The 22,552-nt window shown below is 65.8% G+C and carries 19 protein-coding genes; 5 read left to right on the top strand and 14 right to left on the bottom strand.

Annotation, left to right across the window (positions count from 1 at the left end; translation table 11 throughout):
- Nucleotides 1-3: 3 nt before the first annotated feature.
- From ACEN9H_RS05930 to ACEN9H_RS05920, 3 genes are all read right to left on the bottom strand, one after another.
- Nucleotides 4-1,560 (bottom strand): ShlB/FhaC/HecB family hemolysin secretion/activation protein, encoded by a 1,557-nt coding sequence (locus ACEN9H_RS05930; RefSeq protein WP_413674089.1) that lies wholly within the window; start codon nucleotides 1,558-1,560, stop codon nucleotides 4-6.
- A 314-nt stretch (nucleotides 1,561-1,874) separates the two neighbouring features.
- Entirely contained in the window at nucleotides 1,875-4,103 is a 2,229-nt protein-coding gene (locus tag ACEN9H_RS05925; RefSeq protein WP_413674088.1) for a CHASE2 domain-containing protein, read from the bottom strand.
- Complete coding sequence (locus ACEN9H_RS05920; protein ID WP_413674087.1) at nucleotides 4,100-5,719, bottom strand: HD domain-containing phosphohydrolase; 1,620 nt, start codon at nucleotides 5,717-5,719, stop codon at nucleotides 4,100-4,102. The genes ACEN9H_RS05925 and ACEN9H_RS05920 overlap by 4 nt, the downstream gene beginning before the upstream one ends.
- 210 nt (nucleotides 5,720-5,929) lie before the next feature.
- Between ACEN9H_RS05920 and ACEN9H_RS05915 the strand changes: the two genes are divergently transcribed.
- Genes ACEN9H_RS05915 through ACEN9H_RS05905 form a run of 3 tightly spaced genes read left to right on the top strand, consistent with a single transcriptional unit; the run spans nucleotide 5,930 to nucleotide 9,498 of the window.
- Complete coding sequence (locus ACEN9H_RS05915; RefSeq protein ID WP_413674086.1) at nucleotides 5,930-6,832, top strand: MBL fold metallo-hydrolase; 903 nt, start codon at nucleotides 5,930-5,932, stop codon at nucleotides 6,830-6,832.
- Entirely contained in the window at nucleotides 6,832-9,213 is a 2,382-nt protein-coding gene (locus tag ACEN9H_RS05910) for an ATPase, T2SS/T4P/T4SS family (RefSeq protein WP_413674085.1), read from the top strand. Before ACEN9H_RS05915 ends, ACEN9H_RS05910 begins: the two co-directional genes overlap by 1 nt.
- Before the next feature lie 36 nt (nucleotides 9,214-9,249).
- Entirely contained in the window at nucleotides 9,250-9,498 is a 249-nt protein-coding gene (locus ACEN9H_RS05905) for a hypothetical protein (RefSeq protein WP_036232992.1), read from the top strand.
- A 65-nt stretch (nucleotides 9,499-9,563) separates the two neighbouring features.
- Here the strand turns inward: ACEN9H_RS05905 and ACEN9H_RS05900 are convergent, their stop codons facing one another.
- The 8 genes from ACEN9H_RS05900 to rpsF all read right to left on the bottom strand — a co-directional run bounded on the left by ACEN9H_RS05900 (nucleotide 9,564) and on the right by rpsF (nucleotide 17,954).
- The gene (locus ACEN9H_RS05900; RefSeq protein ID WP_413674084.1) at nucleotides 9,564-12,659 is read right to left on the bottom strand and encodes an alpha-1,6-glucosidase domain-containing protein; all 3,096 of its coding nucleotides are present in this window, start codon (nucleotides 12,657-12,659) and stop codon (nucleotides 9,564-9,566) included.
- 445 nt (nucleotides 12,660-13,104) lie between these two features.
- Nucleotides 13,105-14,115, bottom strand: coding sequence for an inorganic phosphate transporter (locus tag ACEN9H_RS05895; RefSeq protein ID WP_056136745.1), 1,011 nt, complete (start codon nucleotides 14,113-14,115; stop codon nucleotides 13,105-13,107).
- A gap of 22 nt (nucleotides 14,116-14,137) precedes the next feature.
- The gene (locus tag ACEN9H_RS05890) at nucleotides 14,138-14,764 is read right to left on the bottom strand and encodes a DUF47 domain-containing protein (protein ID WP_056136743.1); all 627 of its coding nucleotides are present in this window, start codon (nucleotides 14,762-14,764) and stop codon (nucleotides 14,138-14,140) included.
- Nucleotides 14,765-14,860: 96 nt separating this feature from the next.
- Nucleotides 14,861-16,246 carry a replicative DNA helicase gene (locus ACEN9H_RS05885; protein ID WP_056136924.1) on the bottom strand — a complete coding sequence of 462 codons (1,386 nt, stop codon included), beginning with the start codon at nucleotides 16,244-16,246 and terminating at the stop codon, nucleotides 14,861-14,863.
- A 182-nt stretch (nucleotides 16,247-16,428) separates the two neighbouring features.
- Nucleotides 16,429-16,881: a 50S ribosomal protein L9 gene (gene rplI, locus ACEN9H_RS05880; RefSeq protein ID WP_056136742.1), complete on the bottom strand. Its 453-nt coding sequence runs from the start codon at nucleotides 16,879-16,881 to the stop codon at nucleotides 16,429-16,431.
- Between the two features lie 46 nt (nucleotides 16,882-16,927).
- The gene (gene rpsR, locus ACEN9H_RS05875; RefSeq protein WP_020656854.1) at nucleotides 16,928-17,218 is read right to left on the bottom strand and encodes a 30S ribosomal protein S18; all 291 of its coding nucleotides are present in this window, start codon (nucleotides 17,216-17,218) and stop codon (nucleotides 16,928-16,930) included.
- 38 nt (nucleotides 17,219-17,256) lie between these two features.
- Nucleotides 17,257-17,547, bottom strand: coding sequence for a primosomal replication protein N (priB, locus tag ACEN9H_RS05870; protein ID WP_056136740.1), 291 nt, complete (start codon nucleotides 17,545-17,547; stop codon nucleotides 17,257-17,259).
- Nucleotides 17,548-17,570: 23 nt separating this feature from the next.
- On the bottom strand, nucleotides 17,571-17,954 hold the full coding sequence (gene rpsF / locus ACEN9H_RS05865) for a 30S ribosomal protein S6 (protein ID WP_056136738.1): 384 nt from the start codon (nucleotides 17,952-17,954) through the stop codon (nucleotides 17,571-17,573).
- A 326-nt stretch (nucleotides 17,955-18,280) separates the two neighbouring features.
- On the opposite strand from rpsF, the gene lexA reads away from it, so the two are divergent.
- Entirely contained in the window at nucleotides 18,281-18,943 is a 663-nt protein-coding gene (lexA, locus tag ACEN9H_RS05860; protein WP_056136736.1) for a transcriptional repressor LexA, read from the top strand.
- 55 nt (nucleotides 18,944-18,998) lie between these two features.
- Here the strand turns inward: lexA and ACEN9H_RS05855 are convergent, their stop codons facing one another.
- The gene (locus ACEN9H_RS05855) at nucleotides 18,999-19,634 is read right to left on the bottom strand and encodes an SAM-dependent methyltransferase (protein ID WP_413674083.1); all 636 of its coding nucleotides are present in this window, start codon (nucleotides 19,632-19,634) and stop codon (nucleotides 18,999-19,001) included.
- Between the two features lie 488 nt (nucleotides 19,635-20,122).
- Here ACEN9H_RS05855 and ACEN9H_RS05850 point away from each other — a divergent pair, with 488 nt between their 5' ends.
- Nucleotides 20,123-20,416 (top strand): hypothetical protein, encoded by a 294-nt coding sequence (locus ACEN9H_RS05850; RefSeq protein ID WP_413674082.1) that lies wholly within the window; start codon nucleotides 20,123-20,125, stop codon nucleotides 20,414-20,416.
- 15 nt (nucleotides 20,417-20,431) lie between these two features.
- Here the strand turns inward: ACEN9H_RS05850 and ACEN9H_RS05845 are convergent, their stop codons facing one another.
- Together ACEN9H_RS05845 and ACEN9H_RS05840 are read right to left on the bottom strand one after the other, a co-directional pair.
- Nucleotides 20,432-21,220, bottom strand: coding sequence for a tetratricopeptide repeat protein (locus tag ACEN9H_RS05845; protein ID WP_371770825.1), 789 nt, complete (start codon nucleotides 21,218-21,220; stop codon nucleotides 20,432-20,434).
- Nucleotides 21,221-21,272: 52 nt separating this feature from the next.
- The gene (locus ACEN9H_RS05840; protein WP_413674081.1) at nucleotides 21,273-22,514 is read right to left on the bottom strand and encodes a cystathionine gamma-synthase family protein; all 1,242 of its coding nucleotides are present in this window, start codon (nucleotides 22,512-22,514) and stop codon (nucleotides 21,273-21,275) included.
- Nucleotides 22,515-22,552: the final 38 nt, after the last annotated feature.

The following is a 22,552-nucleotide window of genomic DNA, read 5'->3' as shown; positions in this document are numbered from 1 at the left end:
TCCTCAATACGCGAGCGCCACGCGCACGTGGAGCTTGTTCCTGCTGGTGGCCGCCACCTGGCCCACGTGCAGGCCGTGGCCGTAGTCGAGCTGCACGCTGGCCGCGCCGCCCGCCGAGACACGCAGGCCGAGGCCCGTGCTGGAGATCGCGGTGCGATGCAGCTCGGCCGGGAGTGCGCGATTGCGCTCGCCCCAGGCCGTGTCGTAGAAGCCGAGCAGGCGGCATTGCCAGCCCGCGCGGCCGCACAGGTCGGGCGTGTACAGTTCGATGTTGGAGACGATGCCCGTGTCCGTCGCGAGATCGCGCTCGCCGAAGCCGCGCACGGACGTCGCGCCGCCGGCGCCGAACTGCTCGCCCGGCACCAGCGCGTCGTGCGTCCACTGGCCGTTCAGCAGCACGCGCGTCTGCCAGTCGCGTGCCACGACGTTGGTGAAGGCGGCCGCGAAACGCACCATGCGGTAGCCTGCCTTGGCGCCGCTGCGCACGGCCGCGAAGTCGTCCGCGCTGCCGCGCGAGCCGCCCGGTACGTTCTGCAGCAGGGCGATGGAGAAATCGGCCTGGCCGTCGGCCGTCGCGTGGCTGCCGGCCCAGGCGATGCTCAGCGGACGCACGGTGACGTCGTTGCCGAAATTCTGCGTGCCGAAGACGACGTTGTTGCGGTAGGCCTTGACGTCGAAGCCAAGGACGATGCGGCTCTCCAGGTTGCCGCGCTTGGCCAGCACGTGGTTGTAGCGGCCGCCGTAGACCGTGCCCTTGCCGCTCACGGCGAGGTCGAACAGGCCGGCGTTGACGGCGCCCGAATCGACGTCCGAATAGCTCGCGAACAGGTCGATCGAATCGCCCAGCGCGTACAGCGGCACGTGGTAGCCGGCGGCCCACACGGCCACGCGGTCCGGACGCTCGGCCGTCGTCGTGTACTGCAGCGTGCCCACGTGGTCGCGGCCCCACAGGTTCGCATGCTGCAGCAGCACGCCCGCGTGGGTCTGGCCGGTGGACTCGGTGCCCGTGTTGTCGGCATTGACCATCACCTTCCACGGACGCTCGTCGGCCACTTCGACCTTCGCGTCGACCGCGTCTTCGCCGTTCGCACCGGCGAGGCTCAGCTTGACCCTCTTCGCCGGGTTCTCGTTGACGAGTCGGAGGTTGCGCGACACCTCGGCCAGGTTGGGCGTCGCACCCGGGACCAGCGTGGGCAGGCTCGCGCGCACGTTCGCCTCGGAGAACCAGCGGTTGCCCGTCACCTCGACCTGGCGCACGGTCGTCTGCACCACGTGCAGGCGCACGACGCCGCCATTGAGTTCCTGTTCCGGCAACTGGACGGTGACGACGTTCCAGCCGCGCGCGTGGTACAGCGCCTCGAGCGCTTCCAGCGCGCGCTGGACGTCGCCGAAATCGCGGCCCGTGCCCGTGTACGGGGCGACGGCGGCCTGCACGTCGGCTGCGGGCAGCAGCGTATTGCCGCTCACGTCGAAGCGGCTGATCTCGAACCGGATCGCATCGTCGGCCCAGGCGGCGCCGACGGCGGCAGCCAGCACCGAGCCCGCGACCAGGCGTGCCAAGCATAGTTTCATGTTGTGGATGACCATATCGTTATTGTTCTGGCCCATGCATCCCCGGGCCCCTCGACGAGTGTAAAGAGGTTTTACTTGCTTGAGAGAAAAATAGTGGAGAATGCCGGCATCTTCCCCACGGGATGGGGGGAATAGCGGGCACGGCGTTGTGCGACCGATACATCCGCCGTCGCCCCCGCGGAGGCGGGGGACCATGCCGAGGCGCCGAAGTCAGTCTGTCGATCGAACTTGCTGCGTTTCCAGAGTACGGGATTCGGCCGACCAGCATAGGTTCCCGCTTTCGCGGGAACGACGAGCCACTGTCATTTCATCTCGAACGTCGTCACGCCATCCCACCCCGCCCCCGGCGGGTCCGCACGCCAATGCGCGATCCGTTCCAGGTACAGGGTGTAGAGCGCGCGCTGCGGATGCGCCGCGTGCAGCGCCGCGATCGCGCCTTGCGCGCCATCCCAGTCCTGCGCGCGCACCTTGGCCAGCGCCCCATCCCATGCGGCCAGCTCGTCCAGCACGGCGGGATCGAGATCGGCCGGCTTGCCGAGCGGCTCGAAGATCGCCACCGGCTCGTTCTTGCCTTTTACACGGACGAGATCCAGCTCACGGTAGACGAATTCGGGGGCGGCCAGGCGCGTCGCCTCGCCCACCGCGATCCCGACGCCGTACACCTTCGTGATGCCTTCCAGGCGCGAACCCAGGTTCACCGCATCGCCCATCACCGTGTAGGCGCGGCGGATCGCGGAACCCATGTCGCCCACGTGCATCAGGCCCGAGTTGATGCCGATGCCGATCGCGAGCGGGGGCCAGCCGCGCCGCTGGAAATCCTCGTTCAGGCGCGCCGCGCTGGCCTGCATCAGCAGCGACGTGGCCACCGCGCGGCTCGCGTGGTCGGCGAAGGCGACGGGCGCGCCCCAGAAGGCCATCACGGCGTCGCCGATGTATTTGTCGAGCGTGCCCTGGTGGCTGCCGCGGATGTCCTCGGACATCGCCGTGAGATAGAGATTGATGTACTCGCGCAGCGCCTTCGGCGACAGGCCTTCCGAGATCGTCGTGAAGCCGCGCACGTCGACGAACATCACGGACAGCTCGCGGCTTTCGCCTTCCATCGTATAGGCTTCGGGATTCTCGGCCATCTGCGCGACCAGTTCCGGCGCCACGTATTCGCCGAAGCGCGAGACCAGCGCGCGGCCCTTGCGGTGCTCGAAGAACCAGCCCCACGCCAGGTTCAGCACGAACAGCACGGCCACCAGCAACAGGCAGATGAACATGTCGGTCGTCCAGTCGAGCGCACGGTAGGCGTACCAGTTGAGGCCCACGACGGCCGCGAAGGCGATGCCGGACGTGAGCACGGCCGCCAGCGGCGCGAGGGCCGGCAGCAGCAGCGACAACGCCAGCCCGACGACGATCACCTGCGCGAACTCGATGCCGGACGCGTAATCGGGATGCGTCTTGTAGTGCTGGTCGAGGATGGACTTGATGACGTTGGCGTGCACCTCGACGCCCGGGTACTCCTTGTTGACAGGGGTGGCGCGCAAGTCCTGCAGGCCGGGCGCCGTCGTCCCCACCAGCACGATCGCGCCCTTCAGCACGCGCGGATCCACCCGTCCCGCCAGCACGTCCGCCGCCGACACGTAGCGGAACGCTCCGCCCTGCGGCCCGCCCGTGCCGCGGAACTGCACGGCCGTGAGCAGGCCCAGGCCGACCGGGATGCGGCGCTTGCCGCGCGTACCCACCACGCGGATGGCGTCGGCGGCGCCGCTGTCCGCATCGTACTTGCCGAAGTCCGGCGTCAGCTTGCCGGCATCCAGGTACACGGCGGCCGTCGCCAGCGCCAGCGACGGGTAGTAGCCGTCGCCGATCTGCTGCAGCAGCGAACTGGATCGCACCATGCCGTCGTCGTCGGAGATCACCGTGAAGCTGCCGGCGCCGCGCGCGGCCGCCTGCAGGCGCGCCAGGTTGGCCTCGTAGCCGTCCGCCGCGTAGGCGACCAGTTCGCGCCCCCGCAGGTCGGCCGCCGTGAACGCGGGCGCCGGCAGCACGCCCCGCTTCACGGCGGCCAGGTTATAGCCCAGCACGACGGGCCGGCCTTGCAGCGCTTGCGCGAACAGGCCGTCGTAGTCGAGCGCCGGTTGCAGCTGCGCCAGTTGCGCGCGCAGCGCGGGAACGTCCTTCAGCTCGTGCGCCGCCAGGCGGTCCAGCACCGCGTAGCCGGAACTCGTGTCCGGCTCGGGAAAGGAGATGTCGAAGCCGATCGCGGCGGCGCCGTAATGCCCGGCCAGCTGGTCGACGAGCTTCGCCAGCACGTTGCGGCTCCAGGGAAACCGCCCGACCTCGCCCAGGCTCTTCGTGTCGATGTCGACGATGACGATGCGCGGATCGAGCACGGGCGCCTCCAGGCGCATGCGCACATCGCCGATGATGGTGTCCTGGCGCGCGATCGCGTGGCTGCTCCACATGCCCATCACGTAGGCCAGCGCGGCCAGCGTGAGCGCCAGCCCCAGTGCCCAGCGCGCGCCGTAGCGGCGCAGCAGCTTCACGGCGTGTAGCCCGGGATCGCCGCCTCGTCGACGTGGTCGATCTGCGACGGATCCAGGTTCTTGCGCGCGAATTTCAGGTACACCTTCTGGCGCACGAAGATGTCGAACAGGTCCGGGTCGATGTGGCCGTTGAGGGCGAACTTGCCCAGGATATGGAGCGATTCGGACAGCGACTTGCCCTTCTTGTACGGGCGGTCGCGCGCCGTCAGGGCCTCGAAGATGTCGGCGATGGCCATCACGCGCGCCTGCACGGACATCTGCTCGCGCGTGAGACCGCGCGGATAGCCCTTGCCGTCCATGCGCTCGTGGTGGCCGCCGGCGTATTCCGGGACGTTCTTGAGGTGCTTCGGCCAGGGCAGGGATTCGAGCATGCGGATCGTCACGACGATGTGGTTGTTGATGATCTTGCGTTCATCGTCGTTGAGTGTACCAAAGCGCACGGTCAGGTTGCGTACTTCGTCCTCGTCGAGGAAGTCCCGTTCCTGGCCGTCCGGCCCCGTCCAGCGGACCGCGGCGATGCGGCGCACGCGCTCCTGGTCGTCCGGCGACATGCCTTCGCCGCCGATGTTCGCCTGGCGCAGGAAGTCGCGGTCGGCGCGCAGGCGCGCCTGCTCGGACGCGAGGCGGTCGACGATCGCGGCGCGGTTCGCCCCGGGCTGGCATTGCTCCTTCAGCGCGCGGATCTCGGCGTCGCGCAGCAGCACCTCGAAGCGCGTGTCGATCATGTGGATGCGGTCGAAGATCGTTTCCAGCTTCGTCGCCTTGTCGACGACGTGGACCGGCGTCGTGATCTTGCCGCAGTCGTGCAGCAGGCCGGCCAGCCACAGTTCGCGGCGGTCGCGGTCGTTCATGCGGAACGACGCCATCGGCCCGAGGGGCGTCTCGTGCACGGCCTCGGCCAGCATCATCGTCAGCTCCGGCACGAACTGGCAATGGCGGCCCGTGTACGGCGATTTTTCGTCGATGCCGATGTTGATCAGGTTGACGAGGGCTTCCAGCAGCTGTTCCATCTGCACGACGAGCTGCTGGTTCGTGAGCGCGACGGCCGCCTGCGCCGCCAGCGCCTCGATGAAGCGCTGGTCGGTGTCGGAGAATGCGACGATCTCGCCGGTGTCCCGGTCCTTCGCGTTGATCAGCTGGAGCACGCCGAGCAGTTCGCCCTCGTGGTTCGTCATCGGCACCGTCAGGATCGACTTGGACCGGTAGCCGAACGTCTGGTCGAACGAACGCATGCCCGAGAAGTTGAAGACATCGGCCTGGTAGACGTCGGCGATGTTCACGGACTGGTGGAAGTTGGCCGCATAGGCCGCCACCGACGCGAGGTTCTTGTTGCCGTGCTGGTCGTACAGGGGAATCGGCGGCAGGTCGATGGACACACCACTGGCGCCGCCCTGGTAGAGGTCCAGCGTGTCGTTCAGCGAGATGTGGAAGCACAGGCTGCGCTCGTCGCTGCTCGGACGGTACAGCGTGCCGCCGTCCGCATGCGTCATGCTCTTGGCGACCTTCAGGATGCGGTCGAGAAAGGTGCCGATGTCATGGCCGTCGCCGAGGGCGACGCTGACCTCCGTGAGCAGGTCGAGGCGCTCCACGATATTGGCCGGGGTGAGCTCTTGCATGTGATGTATCGCCACATTAATTGCCGCTGTGAAATTCTACCACAGTGTAACGTCATTACGCCCCGCTGTACACCAACCGATGCATAATTGCAAATTCCAGATAATCAGTTACAAATAAACGTTATGATCTGACATATATTGCAACGGTGCTGGCCTGGCCGCGACAAAAAACAGAGCAGACGACGAGGCTGCACAGCAAGGGGAGTCCCGATGAAATTCAGATTCTGGGGAGTACGCGGATCGATCCCGTCCCCCGGGCCGCGTACCGTGCGCTACGGCGGCAACACTACGTGCATCGAGGTGCGCGGCGACGACGGCACCCTCGTGGTGCTGGACGCCGGCACCGGGATCTACGCGCTCGCCCAGGACCTGATGCGCCGGCGCGCGGAAGACGGCGCGCCCGTGCGCGCCAACATCTTCATCACGCACAGCCATTGGGACCACATCCACGGCCTGCCCTTCTTCACGCCGCTGTTCGTGAAGGGCACGCGGGTCTGCCTGCACGGCGCCCACGATCCCGTCACCGGCCAGGGCATCGAGCATGTGATGGGCGTGCAGCTGCAGAACAGCTACTTCCCCGTCAGCGAGGAACGGATGGACGCCACCATCGACTACCGGACCCTGGACATCGGCGTGGCGCACGCCGTGGGCGACGTGGTCGTGCACAACGTCGTGATGAACCACCCCGTGACGAACCTCGGCTACCGCGTCGAATGCAACGGCCGCGCCATGTTCTTCACGGGCGACCACGAAGCGTTCTTCAACCCGCACGCGCCCGGCGGCGCGGACTACGACGCGGCCCAGCGCGAGATCGAGCGGCGCGAGCGGGAGATCGAGCGCGCCATGGAAGGCGTCGACGCGCTCGTCGCCGACTGTTCATACACGCTCGAGGAATATCCCGCCAAGCAGGGCTGGGGCCACGGCACGTTCGACGGCGCCATCGCGCTGGCGCTGAAGGTCGGCGCGCGCAGCCTGTATTGCACCCACCACGAGCCGACCCGCTCGGACGACGAGCTGGAAGCGGTGTTCGCGCAGGCCGTCGCGCGCTGGCGGGACCGGTTGAACGGCCTCGCCGTGACGCTGGCTTTCGAAGGCCTGGAAGTGGAGCTCTGATGAGCGGGGACTTCGTGGAACAGCGCAAGGGAGACCGGCGCGCGCCCGACGACACGGCGCGGCGCCTCGACTTCCAGCGCCGCCTGCAGGCGATCACCACGAGGATCCACGCCACCGCCAACCTGGACCAGATCATGCTCGACCTGGGCCAGGACTTCTGCGACCTGTTCGATGCCGACCGCTTTACCCTGTACGCCGTCACGCCGGCGCAGGACGCCCTCGTCGCCAAGGTCAAGACCGGCCTGTCCGAAATCCGCCACCTGCAGCTGCCGATCGGCCCCGGCTCCATCGCCGGCTTCGCGGCACTGGCGCGCGCGACCGTCAACATCGCCGACGTCTACGACGAGGCCGAGCTGCGCCGCCTGGCGCCCACGCTGCGCTTCCAGCGCGGCGTCGACCAGCGCACGGGCTACCGCACGCGCGAGATGCTGGTGGCGCCGCTGATTGACGCGGGCGGTGCGCTGCTCGGCGTCATCCAGTTCATCAACCACCGCGCCGGCGGCCCCTTCCCCCAGCTGTGCCTCGACGGCGTGAAGCAGTTGTGCGACACCCTGGCCGTCGCGTTCAGCCAGCGCCTGCGCGCCCCGCTGCCGCGCGGTCGCTACGATGCCCTCGTCACGCGCGCGGTCCTCGCCGTGCAGGAACTGGAACTGGCCACGCGCCTCGCGCGCGAGCGCGATGCCGACATCGAGGACGTGCTGCTGTCCGACTTCCACCTGAAGCCGGGCCAGATCGGCGAGGCGCTGTCGGCGTACTGCGGCCTGCCCTACGAAGCGTTCCGCGCCGAGCGCGTGAAGCCCGTCGAGCTCCTGCGCAACCTGAAGCCGCAGTACGCGCTCGAACACGGCTGGCTGCCGCTGGAAGATGGTCCCGACGGCCTCGTGCTGATGGCGCTGGACCCGGAGCGGGTGGCCGCCAGCCACATCGCCGCGCAGGTGTTCGGCCGCGCGCGCATCGCGTGGCGCGTGACGACCCGGCACGACCTGCGCCTTACGGTGGCCCAGTTCTTCGGCGGGGCGGTGGCCGACGACACGAGCGTGGGTGAACTGCTGTCGCACCTGGACGAGGAAGGCGATCCGGACGAGGAGACGGAGGGCGGCAGCACCGAGGTCTCGGCCGCCGTCGAGAACGAACTGGTGAAGCTGCTGAACCGGATCATCGTCGACGCGCACCGCCAGGGCGCGTCCGACATCCACATCGAACCGCAGCCGGGCCGCGGCAAGACGGGCATCCGCTTCCGCAAGGACGGCGTGCTCGTACCGTACATCGAGATCCCGGCCAGCTACCGCAACGCCCTCGTCGCGCGCATAAAAATCATGTGCGACCTCGACATCTCCGAGCGGCGCAAGCCGCAGGACGGCAAGATCCGCTTCCGCAAATACGGTCCGCTCGACATCGAACTGCGCGTGGCGACGATCCCGTCCAGCGGCGGCGTCGAGGACGTCGTGATGCGCATCCTGCAGGCCGGCGAACCGATCCCGCTCGACAGCCTGGGCATCCTGCCGCACAACCTGGCGCGCCTGAAGGCCGCCGTCGCCAAGCCGTACGGCCTGTTCTTCGTGTGCGGACCGACCGGCTCGGGCAAGACGACGACGCTGCACTCAATCCTCGCGCACCTGAACACGCCGGAGACCAAGATCTGGACCGCCGAGGACCCGGTCGAGATCACCCAGAAGGGCCTGCGCCAGGTGCAGGTCAACCGCAAGACGGGCCTCGACTTCGCCACCGTCATGCGCGCTTTCCTGCGCGCCGATCCGGACGTGATCATGGTCGGCGAGATGCGTGACCGCGAGACCGTCAGCACGGGCATCGAGGCCTCGCTGACGGGCCACCTCGTGTTCTCGACCCTGCACACGAACAGCGCGCCGGAATCGGTCGTGCGCCTGCTCGACATGGGCATGGACCCATTCAATTTCGCCGACGCCCTGCTGGGCATCCTGGCGCAGCGCCTTGCACGCCGCCTGTGCACCGCGTGCCGCCAGCCCTACCGCCCGGACGACGCCGAGGTGGAGGCGTTGCTCGACGAGTACTGCGAAGAGCTGCGCGGCCAGGCCTCGTACAGGACGGACCCGCAGGCCGCGCGCGCGGCCGTGCTGGCCGGCTGGCGCCAGCGCCACGGCGACGCTTCCGGGCGCTTCACGCTGTACCGCGCCGTGGGCTGCGCCGAGTGCAACAAGGGATACCGCGGGCGCGTCGGCCTGCATGAACTGATGCTGGGCAGCGAGCGTATCAAGCGCCTGCTGACCGAGCACGCGCGCGTGGCCGACCTGCTCGCGGCCGCGCTGGAGGACGGGATGCTGACCCTGAAAATGGACGGCATCGAGAAGATCCTGGGCGGCGTCACCGACATCAAGATGGTGCGTGCCGTCTGCATCAAATGACCTGCCAACCGCAACTCACTACAGGAGAGTAACGTAATGAACCGCATCGTTCCGCCGATCCTGGCGGCCACCGCCATCCTGCTGTCCGGCTGCGCCGCCGACGGCGCCAAACCGACGCAAGGTGGCAACACCTACCTCGATTCGAGCTACACGCCGACCGGCACCCTCATCCCGCGCAAGGCGCCGAGCCGCACGGACAACCTGACGATCGTCGACAAGCAGGCGCTCGAGAACGACCGCACCAACGGCAGCGGCACCAACAACTGGGCAGCCGGCAAGCCCTGAGTCGCAACGCGCCATGGCACACGGGCCGGAGACCGCATCTCCGGCCCTTTTTCATTGCACGCCGATCAGTCGTTCGCGTTCTGCACGAACACCGCCGCCGTGCGCGCCGGGATCGCGAAGATGCCGACGCCGGGCACGAAGGTGGAGGCCTTCACGACGTCGTCGCTGCCGTTGCGCTGGATGCGATGCAGCTGCAGCTTGCGACCCTTCAGTTCCGGGATCGCGATCGTCTTCGGGATCTTGTCGACGTTGAACACGACGACGACCGCCTTGTACCGGGCGCCCGGATAGCGCGCACCATCGATGCTCAGCGCGACGAGTCCCGGCACCTGGTTCGGTCCCACGTTGTAGAACTTCAGGCGGTCGATCACGTCCTGCGCCGTGCGCATGCGGAACAGCGTGCTGTCCGCGCGGATCGCGAGGAAGTCTTCGAACGCGTTCTTCGCGGCGAGGATCGCGCGCGTGTCCGGCTTGATCAGCGGGTTGGCGAGGATGGGCGCCATCAAGGACCAGTTGTCCTGGTTCTGCCCCGCCATCGGCAGGCCGACGCCGAAGTTATTCGACGCGTAGCTGTAATCCAGCTTGTTGAACCAGTCGCCCGCGTTGTAGCTGTCGCGGTCGAGCGATTTCGAGCGCAGGATTTCCTGGCCGGCGTGGAAGAACGGGATGCCTTGCGCCAGCACGTTGATCGCGGCACCGAGCGTCTGCACGCGCACGCGGTCGGACAGCGAGGTCGCTTGCGGCAGGCGGAACGCGTTGATGTCGAACAGCGTCTGGTTGTCGTGCGCCTCGATGTAGTTGATCGTCTCGGCCGGACTCGCCGCGAAGCCGGCCTGCTGGCCGAAGTAATCGATCTGCGCGTTCGTGCGCTCGTTGCCGAAGCGGTCCGTGAAGCGGTAGTCGCGCAACGTGCCGGACAGCGCGACGCGCACGAGGTCCGCGAGGCGCAGCGCGTCGTCGCGGGTCTGCGTCGACAGTGCGTTCGGGTCCGTGTAGACGCCGTTGATGAAGCCCTGCTCCTTGACCAGCGCCTGGCCGCCGTCGCAGCAACCGCCGCCGCGCACCGTGTCGCGCATGCGGTCGTTGAACGAACCGATGCCGGTGCCCGCCATGTTGGCCTGGCGCGCCTGCACGAAGCGGGCGTCGTTGCCGACGGCGCCGAAGTTCCACGCTTCGCCGTACAGGTAGATGTCGCGGCCCGCGGCCTGGTTGACGCTGACCTGCAGGCGCTTGATGAGATCCAGCGGCGACAGGCCCATGATGTCGAAGCGGAAGCTGTCGACCTTGTACTGGCGCGCCCACAGCGACACGGAATCGATGATCAGCTTGCCCATCATCGCGTTTTCCTGCGCGGTGTCGGCGCAGCAGCTGTCGTTCAGGATGTGGCCATCGTTGGCGAGGCGGTAGTAATAGGTCGGCACGATGCGGTCGATGACCGACAGCGGACCTTGCTGCGAATGGCTCGTGTGGTTGTACACGACGTCCATCGTCACGCGCAGGCCGGTCTCGTGCAGCGCCTGCACCATCGCGCGGAACTCGCGCACGCGCACGGCGCCGTCGTCGGCATCCGTTGCATAGCTGCCTTCCGGCGCGCTGTAGTCGACCGGGTCGTAGCCCCAGTTGAAGCAATCCGCATCCGCCACCGCGGCCACCGCCGCCTGCTGCGCGGTCGAATCGGCCGCTGCATTCGGGATGGCCGGCGTGACGCAACCCTTCTCGTTGACGCTGGCGATGTCGAAGCTCGGCATCAGGTGCACGTGCGTCATGCCCGCCTTCTGCAGCGATTTCAGGTGACGCATGCCGTTGGCGTCGCCGTCCGTGAAGGCCAGGTATTTGCCGCGGTGGGCGGCCGGCACGGTGGCGTCGGACGCGGAGAAGTCGCGGATGTGCAGCTCGTACAGCGCGATGTCGGTGGGCGCATCGAGTTTCGGGATGCGCTGGTCGTCCCAGCCGGCCGGCTTCAGTTGCGGGCTGTCGAGGTTCGCGACAAAACTGCGCGCGCTGTTCGCGGACAGGCTCAGCGAATACGGATCGGTCACGGTGTTCGTCACGATCTTGTTGTCGGCCCAGCGCGACAGCACCTGCACGGTGTACGTGTAGTAGGCGCGGTTGGCGAGCGTCGGATCGTTCGACGTGGCGCTCCACACGCCGCTGGCCGCGTCGCGCGTCATCGGGACGGTCGTCGCGGTCGCCGCGTTGGCGCTCGCGTACAGGTTCAGCGCGACGGATTTCGCCGTCGGTGCCCACACGCGGAACGTCGCGCGGCCGCTGCGGTCGAACGTCACGCCCAGCTGGGCCTGCGCCGCCTGCGCCGCGTACAGATCGTCCAGCAGGCCGGCCGTCTGCAGCGACGTCACCTGCACGAGATTGCCGGCACCGTCGTACTGGGCGATGGCGAACTGGCCGCTGACCAGCGATGCGATCCTGGCCGCGTCGGCGTCCTTCAGGCGCAGGCCGGTCGCGCCGGCCAGATGCGGATATTTCTGGCGCATGGCGTCCGGCAGCGCGGACACGGTGAGGTCGAAGGCGACCTCCGCGCCGCTGAGGCCCACGGGACCGCCTTCGCTCGCCGCGAGACCGCCGTTCGCGGCATGGAACAGTTTATAGGTGCCGCCGGTGGGCACGCCCGGCCAGGCCAGCGTCGTGCTGGTGAGCCACTGGGCGTTGGCGAAGGCGAGATTGCCGAAGCTGAGCGCGGGCTGGGTGACGTACACGGTGCAGTCGCCTTCGAGCATCCAGACTTCCTGGCCCTTCGTGGCGACGTCGGCATTCAGGTCGGCGTGCTGGTCGGCGCCGCAATTCTTGCTGCCGTTGCCGTCGGTGACGAGGAACCAGATCGCGCTCTTGCCCGCCGCCAGCGGAATATCGACGTAGCCGCCAAAGCCGTCGGTGCCCGTGAACATGAAGCGGTCGGTGATCCACGCCGAACTGGGATGCTGCGGACCATCCCACGAATATACGCCCCACTGGGCCGTGTCGTTCTGGACGCGGTGGAAGTGCATGCGGATGCTGCCCGGCGCGACGGGTGTGGCCGTGGTAGCGCTGGCCGCCAGCAACCGGGTGCCGGACTGGGTGGCCTGCTGGCCGGAACCGCCGGCGCCGCAACCGGCCAACAGCAGGCTGGCGCAGGCGGCCGCAGTGAGCCCCAACCATGAAGTCAAACTACTTCTCAATATCATATTGTCCCCTCTTCATTCTTATTCTGACCGACGGGCGTGGCCCGGACGGCAACGCTGGCCGACGATCGCCTGTAATATTACTACGTACGTTAGCAAAAATGAAAAGGAAACACCGAAATGTGGCGCAAAACCCAAATTCGGGGTCAGAGCACATTTTTCGCAAAATTCGGGGTCAGAGCCCTTTTTGAGGGAAGAAACTGCAAGAAATTTCGAGTGCGCTGTGGGCAAAAAACGGCCACCAACGTGGTCAGTGATCACAGCAGCGTCGCTTCTGCCCATCTTTTGAAAAAGTGCTCTGACCCCGAATCTGCGGGAAAATGTGCTCTGACCCCGAATTTGGGCAATTTCTTAAAGCTGGGGGTTGACTTCGGTGTTGGGAAATAAAAAAGCAGCCCGGAGGCTGCTTGTCGATGACGGCGCGGTGCGCTTACAGGATGTGGGTGCCGACCCACCACGCGATCGCCGCCATGAACGCCGACGCGGGGATGGTGAAGATCCAGGCCCATACGATGTTGCCGGCCACGCCCCAGCGCACGGCCGACGCCTTCTGCGCCGAGCCGACGCCGACGATGGCGCCCGTGATGGTGTGCGTCGTCGACACCGGCACGCCGATCGCGCTGGCGATGAACAGTGTGATGGCGCCGCCCGATTCCGCGCAGAAGCCGCCCACCGGCTTGAGCTTGGTGATCTTCTGGCCCATCGTGCGCACGATGCGCCAGCCGCCGAACAGCGTGCCCATCGAGATCGCCGTATAGCAGGAGATGATGACCCACAGCGGGGGCGTGGCGTCGCCGGCCTTGGAGACGCCGGCCACGATCAGCAGCATCCAGATGATGCCGATGGTCTTCTGCGCGTCGTTGCCGCCGTGGCCCAGGCTGTACGCCGCGGCCGAGAACAGCTGCAGGCGGCGGAACCACGTGTCGACCTTGCGCGGCGGGGTGCGCACGAAGATCCACGACACGGCCAGCATCACGAGCGAACCGAGGATGAAGCCCAGCAGCGGCGACAGGATGATCCATTGCACGGTCTTGAGCAGGCCGCCGCCGACCAGCGCGCCGGTGCCGCTCTTGGCGACGGCGGCGCCGACCAGGCCGCCGATCAGGGCGTGCGAGGACGACGACGGAATGCCGTAGTACCACGTGATGATGTTCCAGATGATCGCGCCGACGAGCGCCCCGAACACGACGTAGTGGTCGACGATGTGCGGGTCGACGGTGCCCTTGCCCACCGTCGACGCCACGTGCAGGCCGACGGTGAAGATGGCGACGAAGTTGAACATCGCGGACATCGCGACGGCCGTCTGCGGACGCAGAACGCCCGTCGACACCACCGTCGCGATCGCGTTGGCGGCGTCGTGGAAGCCGTTCATGAAGTCGAAGACCAGCGCTAAAAAGACGAGCAGGCCCAGCACATAAATGCTGATATGTAGAGAGTCCATGTTGTTTTTGTTGTTCCGGTCGTTACGCGTTCTCGACGATGATGCCTTCGATGATGTTGGCAACGTCTTCGCAGCGGTCGGTCACGGTCTCGAGGATTTCGTAGATGGCCTTCATCTTGATCAGGTTGCGCACGTCCGGCTCGTCGCGGAACAGCTTGGACATGGCGGCGCGCATCACGTGGTCGGCGTCCGATTCCAGGCGGTCGATCTCTTCGCAGATGGCGACCATCTTCTGGGCGTTGTCCATGTTGTGCAGCATGCCGACGGCCTGCTGGACCTTTTCGCAGCATGCCAGGCACAGCTCGGCCAGGCGCTTCGCTTCCGGCGTGACGGCGTGCAGGTCGTACAGCGAGATGGTCTGGGCGGCGTCCTCCATCATGTCGAGGATGTCGTCCATGCGGGTGATCAGCTTGTGGATGTCGTCGCGGTCGAGCGGCGTGATGAACGTCTTGTGCAGCAGGTCCACGCATTGGTACGTGACCTTGTCCGCCTGTTTTTCGATGCTCTCCACGGCGTGCGTGCGGTTTTCCAGGTCGTCGAAGTTGGTCATCAGGCCGACCATCTCTTGTGCACCCTTCACGCACAACGCGGCGTGCTGGTTGAACAGGTCGAAAAATTTGCCCTCCGTGGGCATCAGGCGTCCAAACATAGGTTCTCCGTTGGGTAAATCTCTTGGGACTTCTTTGAAAGTCGCGGCGCCCGTTCCAGAGTGGACCGGGCGCCGCGATCCTTGACTGCTGCCGGCTTAATCGCCCTGGTACACAGCCAGGTTGCCGGTGTAATTGCCGAACTTGGTGTACATGCCCATCCAGGTCACGCGAATGGCGCCGATCGGGCCGTTACGCTGTTTGCCGATAATGATCTCGGCAGTGCCTTTATCGGGCGAGTCCGGGTTGTAAACTTCGTCACGATACAGGAAGATGATCACGTCCGCATCCTGTTCGATAGCGCCCGATTCGCGCAGGTCGGACATCACGGGACGCTTGTTGGGGCGTTGTTCCAGCGAGCGGTTCAGCTGGGACAGCGCGATCACCGGGCATCCCAATTCCTTCGCCAGGCCCTTCAGGCTACGCGAAATCTCCGAGATTTCGGACGCGCGGTTGTCGCCCGGCTTGGAACCCTGCATCAGTTGCAGGTAGTCGACGATGATCAGGCCCAGCTTGCCGCACTGGCGGGCCAGGCGGCGCGCGCGGGCGCGCATCTCGATCGGGTTCAGCGCCGGCGTCTCGTCGATGAAGATCTGCGCATCGTTCATCTTCTGGATCGCGTGCGTCAGGCGCGGCCAGTCCTCGTCCAGCAGCTTGCCGGTACGCAGGCGGTGCTGGTCGAGCTGGCCGATGGAGCCGAGCATACGCATCGCCAGCTGCACGCCGCCCATCTCCATCGAGAAGATCGCGACCGGCAGGCCGGCGTCGACCGCCACGCTTTCACCGATGTTGACGGAGAACGCGGTCTTGCCCATCGACGGACGGCCGGCGACGATGACGAGGTCGCCCGGCTGCAGCCCGGACGTCATCTTGTCGAGATCGGTGAAGCCCGTCGGGACGCCGGTGATCTCGCCCTGGTTGTCGCGGCTGTACAGCTCGTCCACGCGCTCGACCACCTGGGTCAGCAGCGGCTGGACGGGCAGCCAGCCCTGGGCGCCGCGGGCGCCCTGCTCGGCGATCGCGAAGATGCGCGATTCCGCCTCGTCGAGGATCTGCTTGACCTCGGCGCCTTGCGGATTGAATGCCTTGCCGGACACTTCGTCGGCAACCGTGATGAGCTGGCGCAGCACGCCGCGATCGCGGACGATCTCGGCATAACGGCGGATGTTGGCGGCGGATGGCGTGTTCTGCGCCATCGCATTCAGGTACTGCAGGCCGCCGACGTCCTCGGCCTTGCCGAGCTGGACGAGCGCCTCGTACACGGTGATCACGTCGGCAGGCTTGCCGGCATTGATCAGGCGGACCATCTGTTCGAAGATGATCCGGTGGTCGTAGCGGTAAAAATCCTCCGCATGCATGAAGTCGGCAATGCGGTCCCACGCCGCGTTATCGCGCAGCAGGCCGCCGATGACGGACTGTTCTGCTTCGATGGAATGCGGGGGGATGCGGAGCGACTCGATCTGCGGGTCTGCTGGGGTGTTCATGGCCGGCATTATACCCGTTCCCGATCAGGCGCTGAAATCATTGGTGAGTTTCCAAAAACGAATTTTTTTTGCTGTTGCAAAAAAAATCGTCCCCGCGGAGGCGGGGACCCAAGCTTTGCATCCGAAGTCGCAACTTGGGTCCCCGCCCGCGCGGGGACGACGGTATTACTTTGAAACTCTGATTAGGCGGCTTCGCCCACGACAGCGATGGTGATTTCCACCACGACGTCGGTGTGCAGAGCGACCGACACCGGGTGCTCGCCGGTGGTCTTCAGCGGACCGGTCGGCATGCGCACTTGTGCCTTTTCGACGGCGAAACCTTGCTTGGTCAGGGCTTCAGCGATGTCGAAGTTGGTCACGGAACCGAACAGACGGCCGTCGACGCCGGCTTTCTGGGCGATCGTGACGGTCATGCCGTTCAGCTTGTCGCCCTGGCCTTGAGCGGCAGCCAGTTTCTCGGCAGCTGCTTTTTCCAGTTCGGCGCGCTTGACTTCGAATTCAGCCACGGCAGCTTGCGTTGCACGACGGGCCATTTTTTGCGGGATCAGGAAGTTACGAGCGTAACCATCCTTGACCTTGACGACGTCGCCCAGGTTGCCGACGTTGACGACTTTTTCCAGCAGGATAACTTGCATTTTATTCTCCAGTAATCTGACTATGCTTCGATGTCGTAACCGACGATTAAGCGTTGTGCAGGTCGGTGTACGGCAGCAGAGCCAGGTAACGGGCGCGCTTGATGGCGGTGTCCACTTGACGCTGGTAGTGAGCCTTGGTGCCGGTCAGGCGTGCCGGCATGATCTTGCCGTTTTCCTGGACGAAATCCTTCAGGGTGTCGACGTCTTTGTAGTCAACCTGTTCCACGCCTGCAGCGGTGAAGCGGCAGAACTTCTTGCGCTTGAACAGCGGGTTCTGCTGTTTGCGCTTCTCTTTGAGCTTAGCTTTGTTTTTGTCGAACTTTTTACCGAATGCCATTTTGAGGCTCCTGTATCTATCTATAAACGTGCCCGCATTTACGCGGCACTGAAATCAATGATGTGAAACACCAAGCTTTTGCTGTGACGGCTTTTCCTGGCCAAGAATCCCGTGAAGCGGTACATCGCGCCCAACTCGGCATTGGCAAATCGTCCCGAAATCTCGCCCGCGGCAACCGCGGGAATCTCGAATTCGACCTGCCTGTCAAGCCTCGCTTCCGTCTGCGTCGATCCGTGTTGCAGGATGCCGCCCACGATGGGGATGCCGGCCGGTGTGTAGCGCAGGACGTCGCGTTCCAGGATGCTCGCGACCAGGGACAGCTCGTTCACTACAGCTTGTTGCTCCCGCGAGATTAGGCTGCGGCGGCCGGAGCGGCGGCCTGCTCGGCGCGGTGGCTCTTGGCTGCGTCTTCGCGCTGGACCGACTTCATCATCGGCGACGGTGCGGTTTCAGCTTTCTTCATCTTCACGGTCAGGTGACGCAGCACGGCATCATTGAATTTGAATGCGGTTTCCAGCTCGACCAGGGTCTCGTTGTCGCACTCGATGTTCAGGCAGATGTAGTGTGCCTTCGGCAGCTTCTGGATCTGGTAAGCCATTTGACGACGGCCCCAATCTTCGACGCGGTGGATGTTGCCGCCGCGCGAGGTGACCGTAGCCTTGTAGCGTTCGATCATCGCCGGGACCTGCTCGCTCTGGTCCGGGTGGACGATAAACACGATTTCATAATGACGCATGAAACACTCCTTAAGGACGTTTAAACAAATGCCCACCTCGGCGTCAAGACGAGTGTGGGAAGGGAAAGCCCAACATTATAACAGCAAGACCGTCAAGTACTCAATAGGTACCGCTTGCAGGTGCGCCGCGTACCGCACCGCAAAGAGTTGTGAACGTGCGCCCCGTACCGCAGCGCAAAGAGTTGTAAACGTGCGCTGCGTACCGCACTGCAAAGAGTTGTGGACGTGCGCCGCGTACCGCAGCGCAAAAAAAACTTGAAATCCCCTTGCGCGTGGCGCAATACTGTACAAAAATACAGTCTGACCCCGTACCAACGAAGACGAACATGCTTAAGCTCACCGCACGGCAAGAACAGATCCTCAACCTGATCAAGGAAGCCATCGACAACACTGGCTTCCCGCCGACTCGCGCCGAAATCGCCCAGGAGCTTGGCTTCCGCTCGGCCAATGCCGCCGAGGAACACCTGCAGGCCCTGGCCCGTAAGGGCGCGATCGAAATTTCCCCGGGTACCTCGCGCGGTATCCGCCTCGTCGGCCAGTCCGTCGAATCCAAGGCGACTGCAGCCGCGGTACCGGCCTTCGTGCCGCCGATTCCGCCGAACCTGATGTCGCTGCCGCTCGTCGGCCGCGTCGCTGCGGGCTCGCCCATCCTCGCCCAGGAACACGTCGAAGCGACCTACTCCGTCGACCCGGCCATGTTCTCGAGCAAGCCCGACTTCCTGCTGAAGGTCAAGGGCTGGTCGATGCGCGACGCCGGCATCTGCGACGGCGACTTCCTCGCCGTCAAGAAGGTCGACAGCGCGAAGAACGGCCAGATCGTCGTCGCCCGCATCGGCGACGAAGTGACGGTCAAGCGCTACCGCAAGACCGGTTCCACGATCGAACTGCTGCCGGAAAACCCGGACTTTTCCGTGATTACCGTCGACCCGCAGGCCGACGAGTTCGCGCTGGAAGGCCTGGCCGTCGGACTGCTGCGGTCCTGGCACTGACCTTCCGCTTGCACACGGGCCCGCGTCATGCGGGCCTTGTCGTTTTATCCTGCTCTCAGCGCGGATAGACGAAACCGGTACGGATATCCGTCGGCAGCAGCCGGCTGCCGTCACGTACCATCAGGCGCTGCGGCGGCTCGTCGCCGGCCAGGGCGCGCCAGATGACAGGCAACCCCTCTCCTTTGCGCAACAGCTCGTCGCTCCGCTCGAATACGTTGGCGCACCCCGTCGCCGCGATCAGCGCCTGCACGATGGTCACTTTCCACGCGTCGACACCGGCGGCATTGAACTGGCACACCAGGTAACCGCCGGTCCCGCCATAGCTGTGCACCACCAGCCCCGGCAGGCCGTCTTTTTCGCCATCGATCACCAGGACCAGGGCTTGCGGATCGGCGCCGCGCACGGCCACGGCGCGCCGCGCGACCGCGGCCTGCACGCGCCGTTTCATCATGGCGTGATCGACCGGCTCGTCCTCGCGCAGCGTCCAGACGCGGGCCGCGATCTGCGACTTCGCGTTGTAGGCCGCGCGCGCCAGAAACTGGCGTGCCGACGACTGCACGATCGCAGTGACGCCGGGTTTGCCGCGCTCCTGGGGCCGTCCCTCGATTTTCTCGACGGCGGACAAATAAATCCACGGGTCGCCGGACAGCAGGCTTTTTTCCTTGCCTTGTTTGATGGTGATGATGAGCATATGCCGAAGCGACTTTTAGTGAGAAAACAACGATATTTTTTGGATATGATCCTGGTGCGTCGGCTTGCGGCGCCGTACCGCGAAGGAGTCTTGTGCCGCCCTCCCCCAGAATCCAACTGCCCGGCGCCCGTGCGCACGGAAGGCTGGCACTTGCCGTGCTGGTATCCGGCGCGGCGCACCTGCTGTGGCTGGGCCTGGTCCAGACGACGTCCGTTCCCCTGCGACCTTTTCCCGGCCGCGATGACGCGCCGCTCAGGCTGACGCTCGTCCCACCCGATGCGCACATCGCAGTGCCCGGCGCTGCGGCATCGCCCGCACCCGCCATGCCACCGCCAGCACGCCGGCGCACACGGACGACACCTGCGCGAACGCCGCAGCCGTCACGCGCCGCCGGTCCGGCGCTCCCGGCCGCGCCGCCGCAAGCCGCCACCGAGCCGCAGCCCGACCCCGCGCCTGCCGCGCCGACGGACGCACACCCTCCGGGGCGCATGGACATTCTGGCTGCCGCCACGCGCGATGCGGCCGTGATTGCCCGCGAACTGAACCACGCACCCGGCGCACCGCAACGCTTCCGCTCGCGCGCACAGGATGAAATCGACCGCCGGTTCGACGCCGCTCACGCGGCTGGCGGCAGCTGGTTCCGGTCGGCGCGCATCGAAGACATCACGACGGCAGCCGACGGCAACGCGCGCGTGTACCGCATCGTCACGCCGGTGGGCGCATTCTGCCGCACCTATCCGGCAAACGGCAGCGCGCCCATGAACACCACATGCCCGCGCTAACGCGCCTCCCAACGCTTACTTGTCGTTATCCGGCGGCGGCGCGTTCTTGACCATCTCGTTGTGTTCCTTGACGTAGGCTTCCGTGCCTGCGCGCCAGGCGTCGAAGTCCGCCACGATCATCCGGCCGGCCACCTTGGTGTCTTCCGCCAGGCGATCGCCCACCTCCTTCAGGTGCACGTTCGCCTTCTCCGTCTCGTCCTTCGTCATCAGCTTCGCGATGTCTTCCGGGATGCGTTTCGTCAGCGGCAGGGAGGCGTTCAGCTGCTTCACCCAACGGTTGTGGCACGCTTCCCAATCCTTCATCTTGCCGCTGTAGTAATCGATTTCCTCGTTGACCTTGGACATGGTCGGGAAGCGCGGCGCCGGGCAGCGGTAGTCGTTGGTGCGCACGTCGGAACCGTCGTATTTCGCGATCCAGTAGTCGAGGTCGGCGCGCCGGGCCTCGCGCTGCTTCATCAGCTCGAGCGATGCGATGGCGACGGCATTGCCCTTGGCGGCCGCCTTCTGGAACCATTGCGCGGCCTTGTCCATGTCGACGCTGCCGGCCTCGCCGTAGAAATACATTTCACCCAGGTGCTGCTGGGCCATCACGTTGCCGGCGTTCGCCAGCTTGGTGTATTTCGCCAGCGCGTCCGGATACGATTTCTTGGCGAACAGCGCGTCCGCTTCAGCGAGCTCGGCGGCGACGTTGGCGGACGGGGCGGCGGCGACCGGCTTCGGCGCAGCACCTTTTTTTGCTGCGGGCTCGGCAGCCAGCGCGACACCGCCGCACAGCAATGCGGCACAGAACAGGACAGTCTTCATGGCGAATAGATGAATGGCAACAAGTCGATCATAACCGCAGCGTCGCCCGGGCTCAACCGTTCAGCGCGTTACCGAAATCGGCCAGCAGGTCGGCCGTATCCTCGATACCCACCGACACGCGGATCAGCGATTCCGCGATGCCCATGCTGGCGCGGCGCTCGGCGCCCATCTCGAAGAAGATCGTGTGCGCGACCGGGATGACGAGCGTGCGCGTGTCGCCCAGGTTCGACGCCGGAATCGCCACCTTCAGGCGGTTCAGGTAATCGAAGCAGTCGATGCCTTCCTTCAGCTCGAAACTGAACAGCGAGCCGTACGCGCGGAATTGTTCGGACGCCAGCTTGTGCTGCGGATGCGATTCCAGGCCAGGATAGTGGACGGCGGCGACGCGATCATCGGCCTCGAGCATGCGGGCCAATGCCAGGGCGTTCGCGCACGTGCGCTCCATGCGCAGCGCGAGCGTTTCGGCGCCGACCGCGATGTGGTGGGCCGCTTCCGGCGCCAGCGATGCGCCGAAGTCGCGCAGCGCTTTCGCGCGCAGCTGGGCCATGCCCTGCGCGGCGGCCGGCTGGCGGCGGAAGTTGTCGGCGATGTTCGGATAGGCGCTCCAGTCGAACACGCCGGTGTCCGTGACCGCGCCGCCCAACGCCATGCCGTGGCCGCCGATCGACTTCGTCAGCGCGTTCACGACGAGGCCCGCGCCGACCGCCTTCGGGCGGAACAGGTAGGGCGTCGTCATCGTGTTGTCGACGACGTACAGGATGCCGCGCGCGCGGCACAGTGCGCCGATGCGGGCCAGGTCCGCGATCTGCGTGCGCGGGTTGGCGATCGTCTCGACGAACACGAGGCGCGTGTTCGGCTTCAGCGCGGCTTCCACGTGCGCGACGTCGGTCGCATCGACGAACGACACTTCCGTGCCCTGCGCGGCCACCGTGTTCCACAGGCTGTTGGTATTCCCGAACAGGAACGAGGACGACACGACGTGGTCGCCGGCGCGCAGCAGTGCCTGCGCGAGCGCGCCGATGGCAGCCATGCCGGTGCCGAAGCACAGCGACGTGACGCCGTCTTCCATCTTGCTGATCTTGTCTTCCAGCGCGCTGACGGTCGGGTTGCCCTGGCGGCCGTAGCGGAAGCCCGGTTCCTTGCCCTGGAAGACGGACGCGAGCTGGCGCGCATCCGTGTAGCCGAACGCGACCGATGTGTGGATCGGCTTGTGCAGCGAGTTGTGTTCGATCGACTTCCTGCGATCGTTGTGCAGGATGGTGGTGGTGAAGCCGTAGTTGGGTTTGTCGCTCATGGTCGTTTGAATGATGGGCCGCGATATGCCAGGCGGGC

Source organism: Massilia cellulosiltytica, from assembly GCF_047325105.1.
In the GTDB taxonomy this organism is placed as follows: Bacteria; Pseudomonadota; Gammaproteobacteria; order Burkholderiales; family Burkholderiaceae_D; genus Telluria; species Telluria orientalis.
The sequence above is the reverse complement of the archived record's forward strand: the minus strand, read 5'-3'. Positions and strand labels throughout refer to the sequence as shown.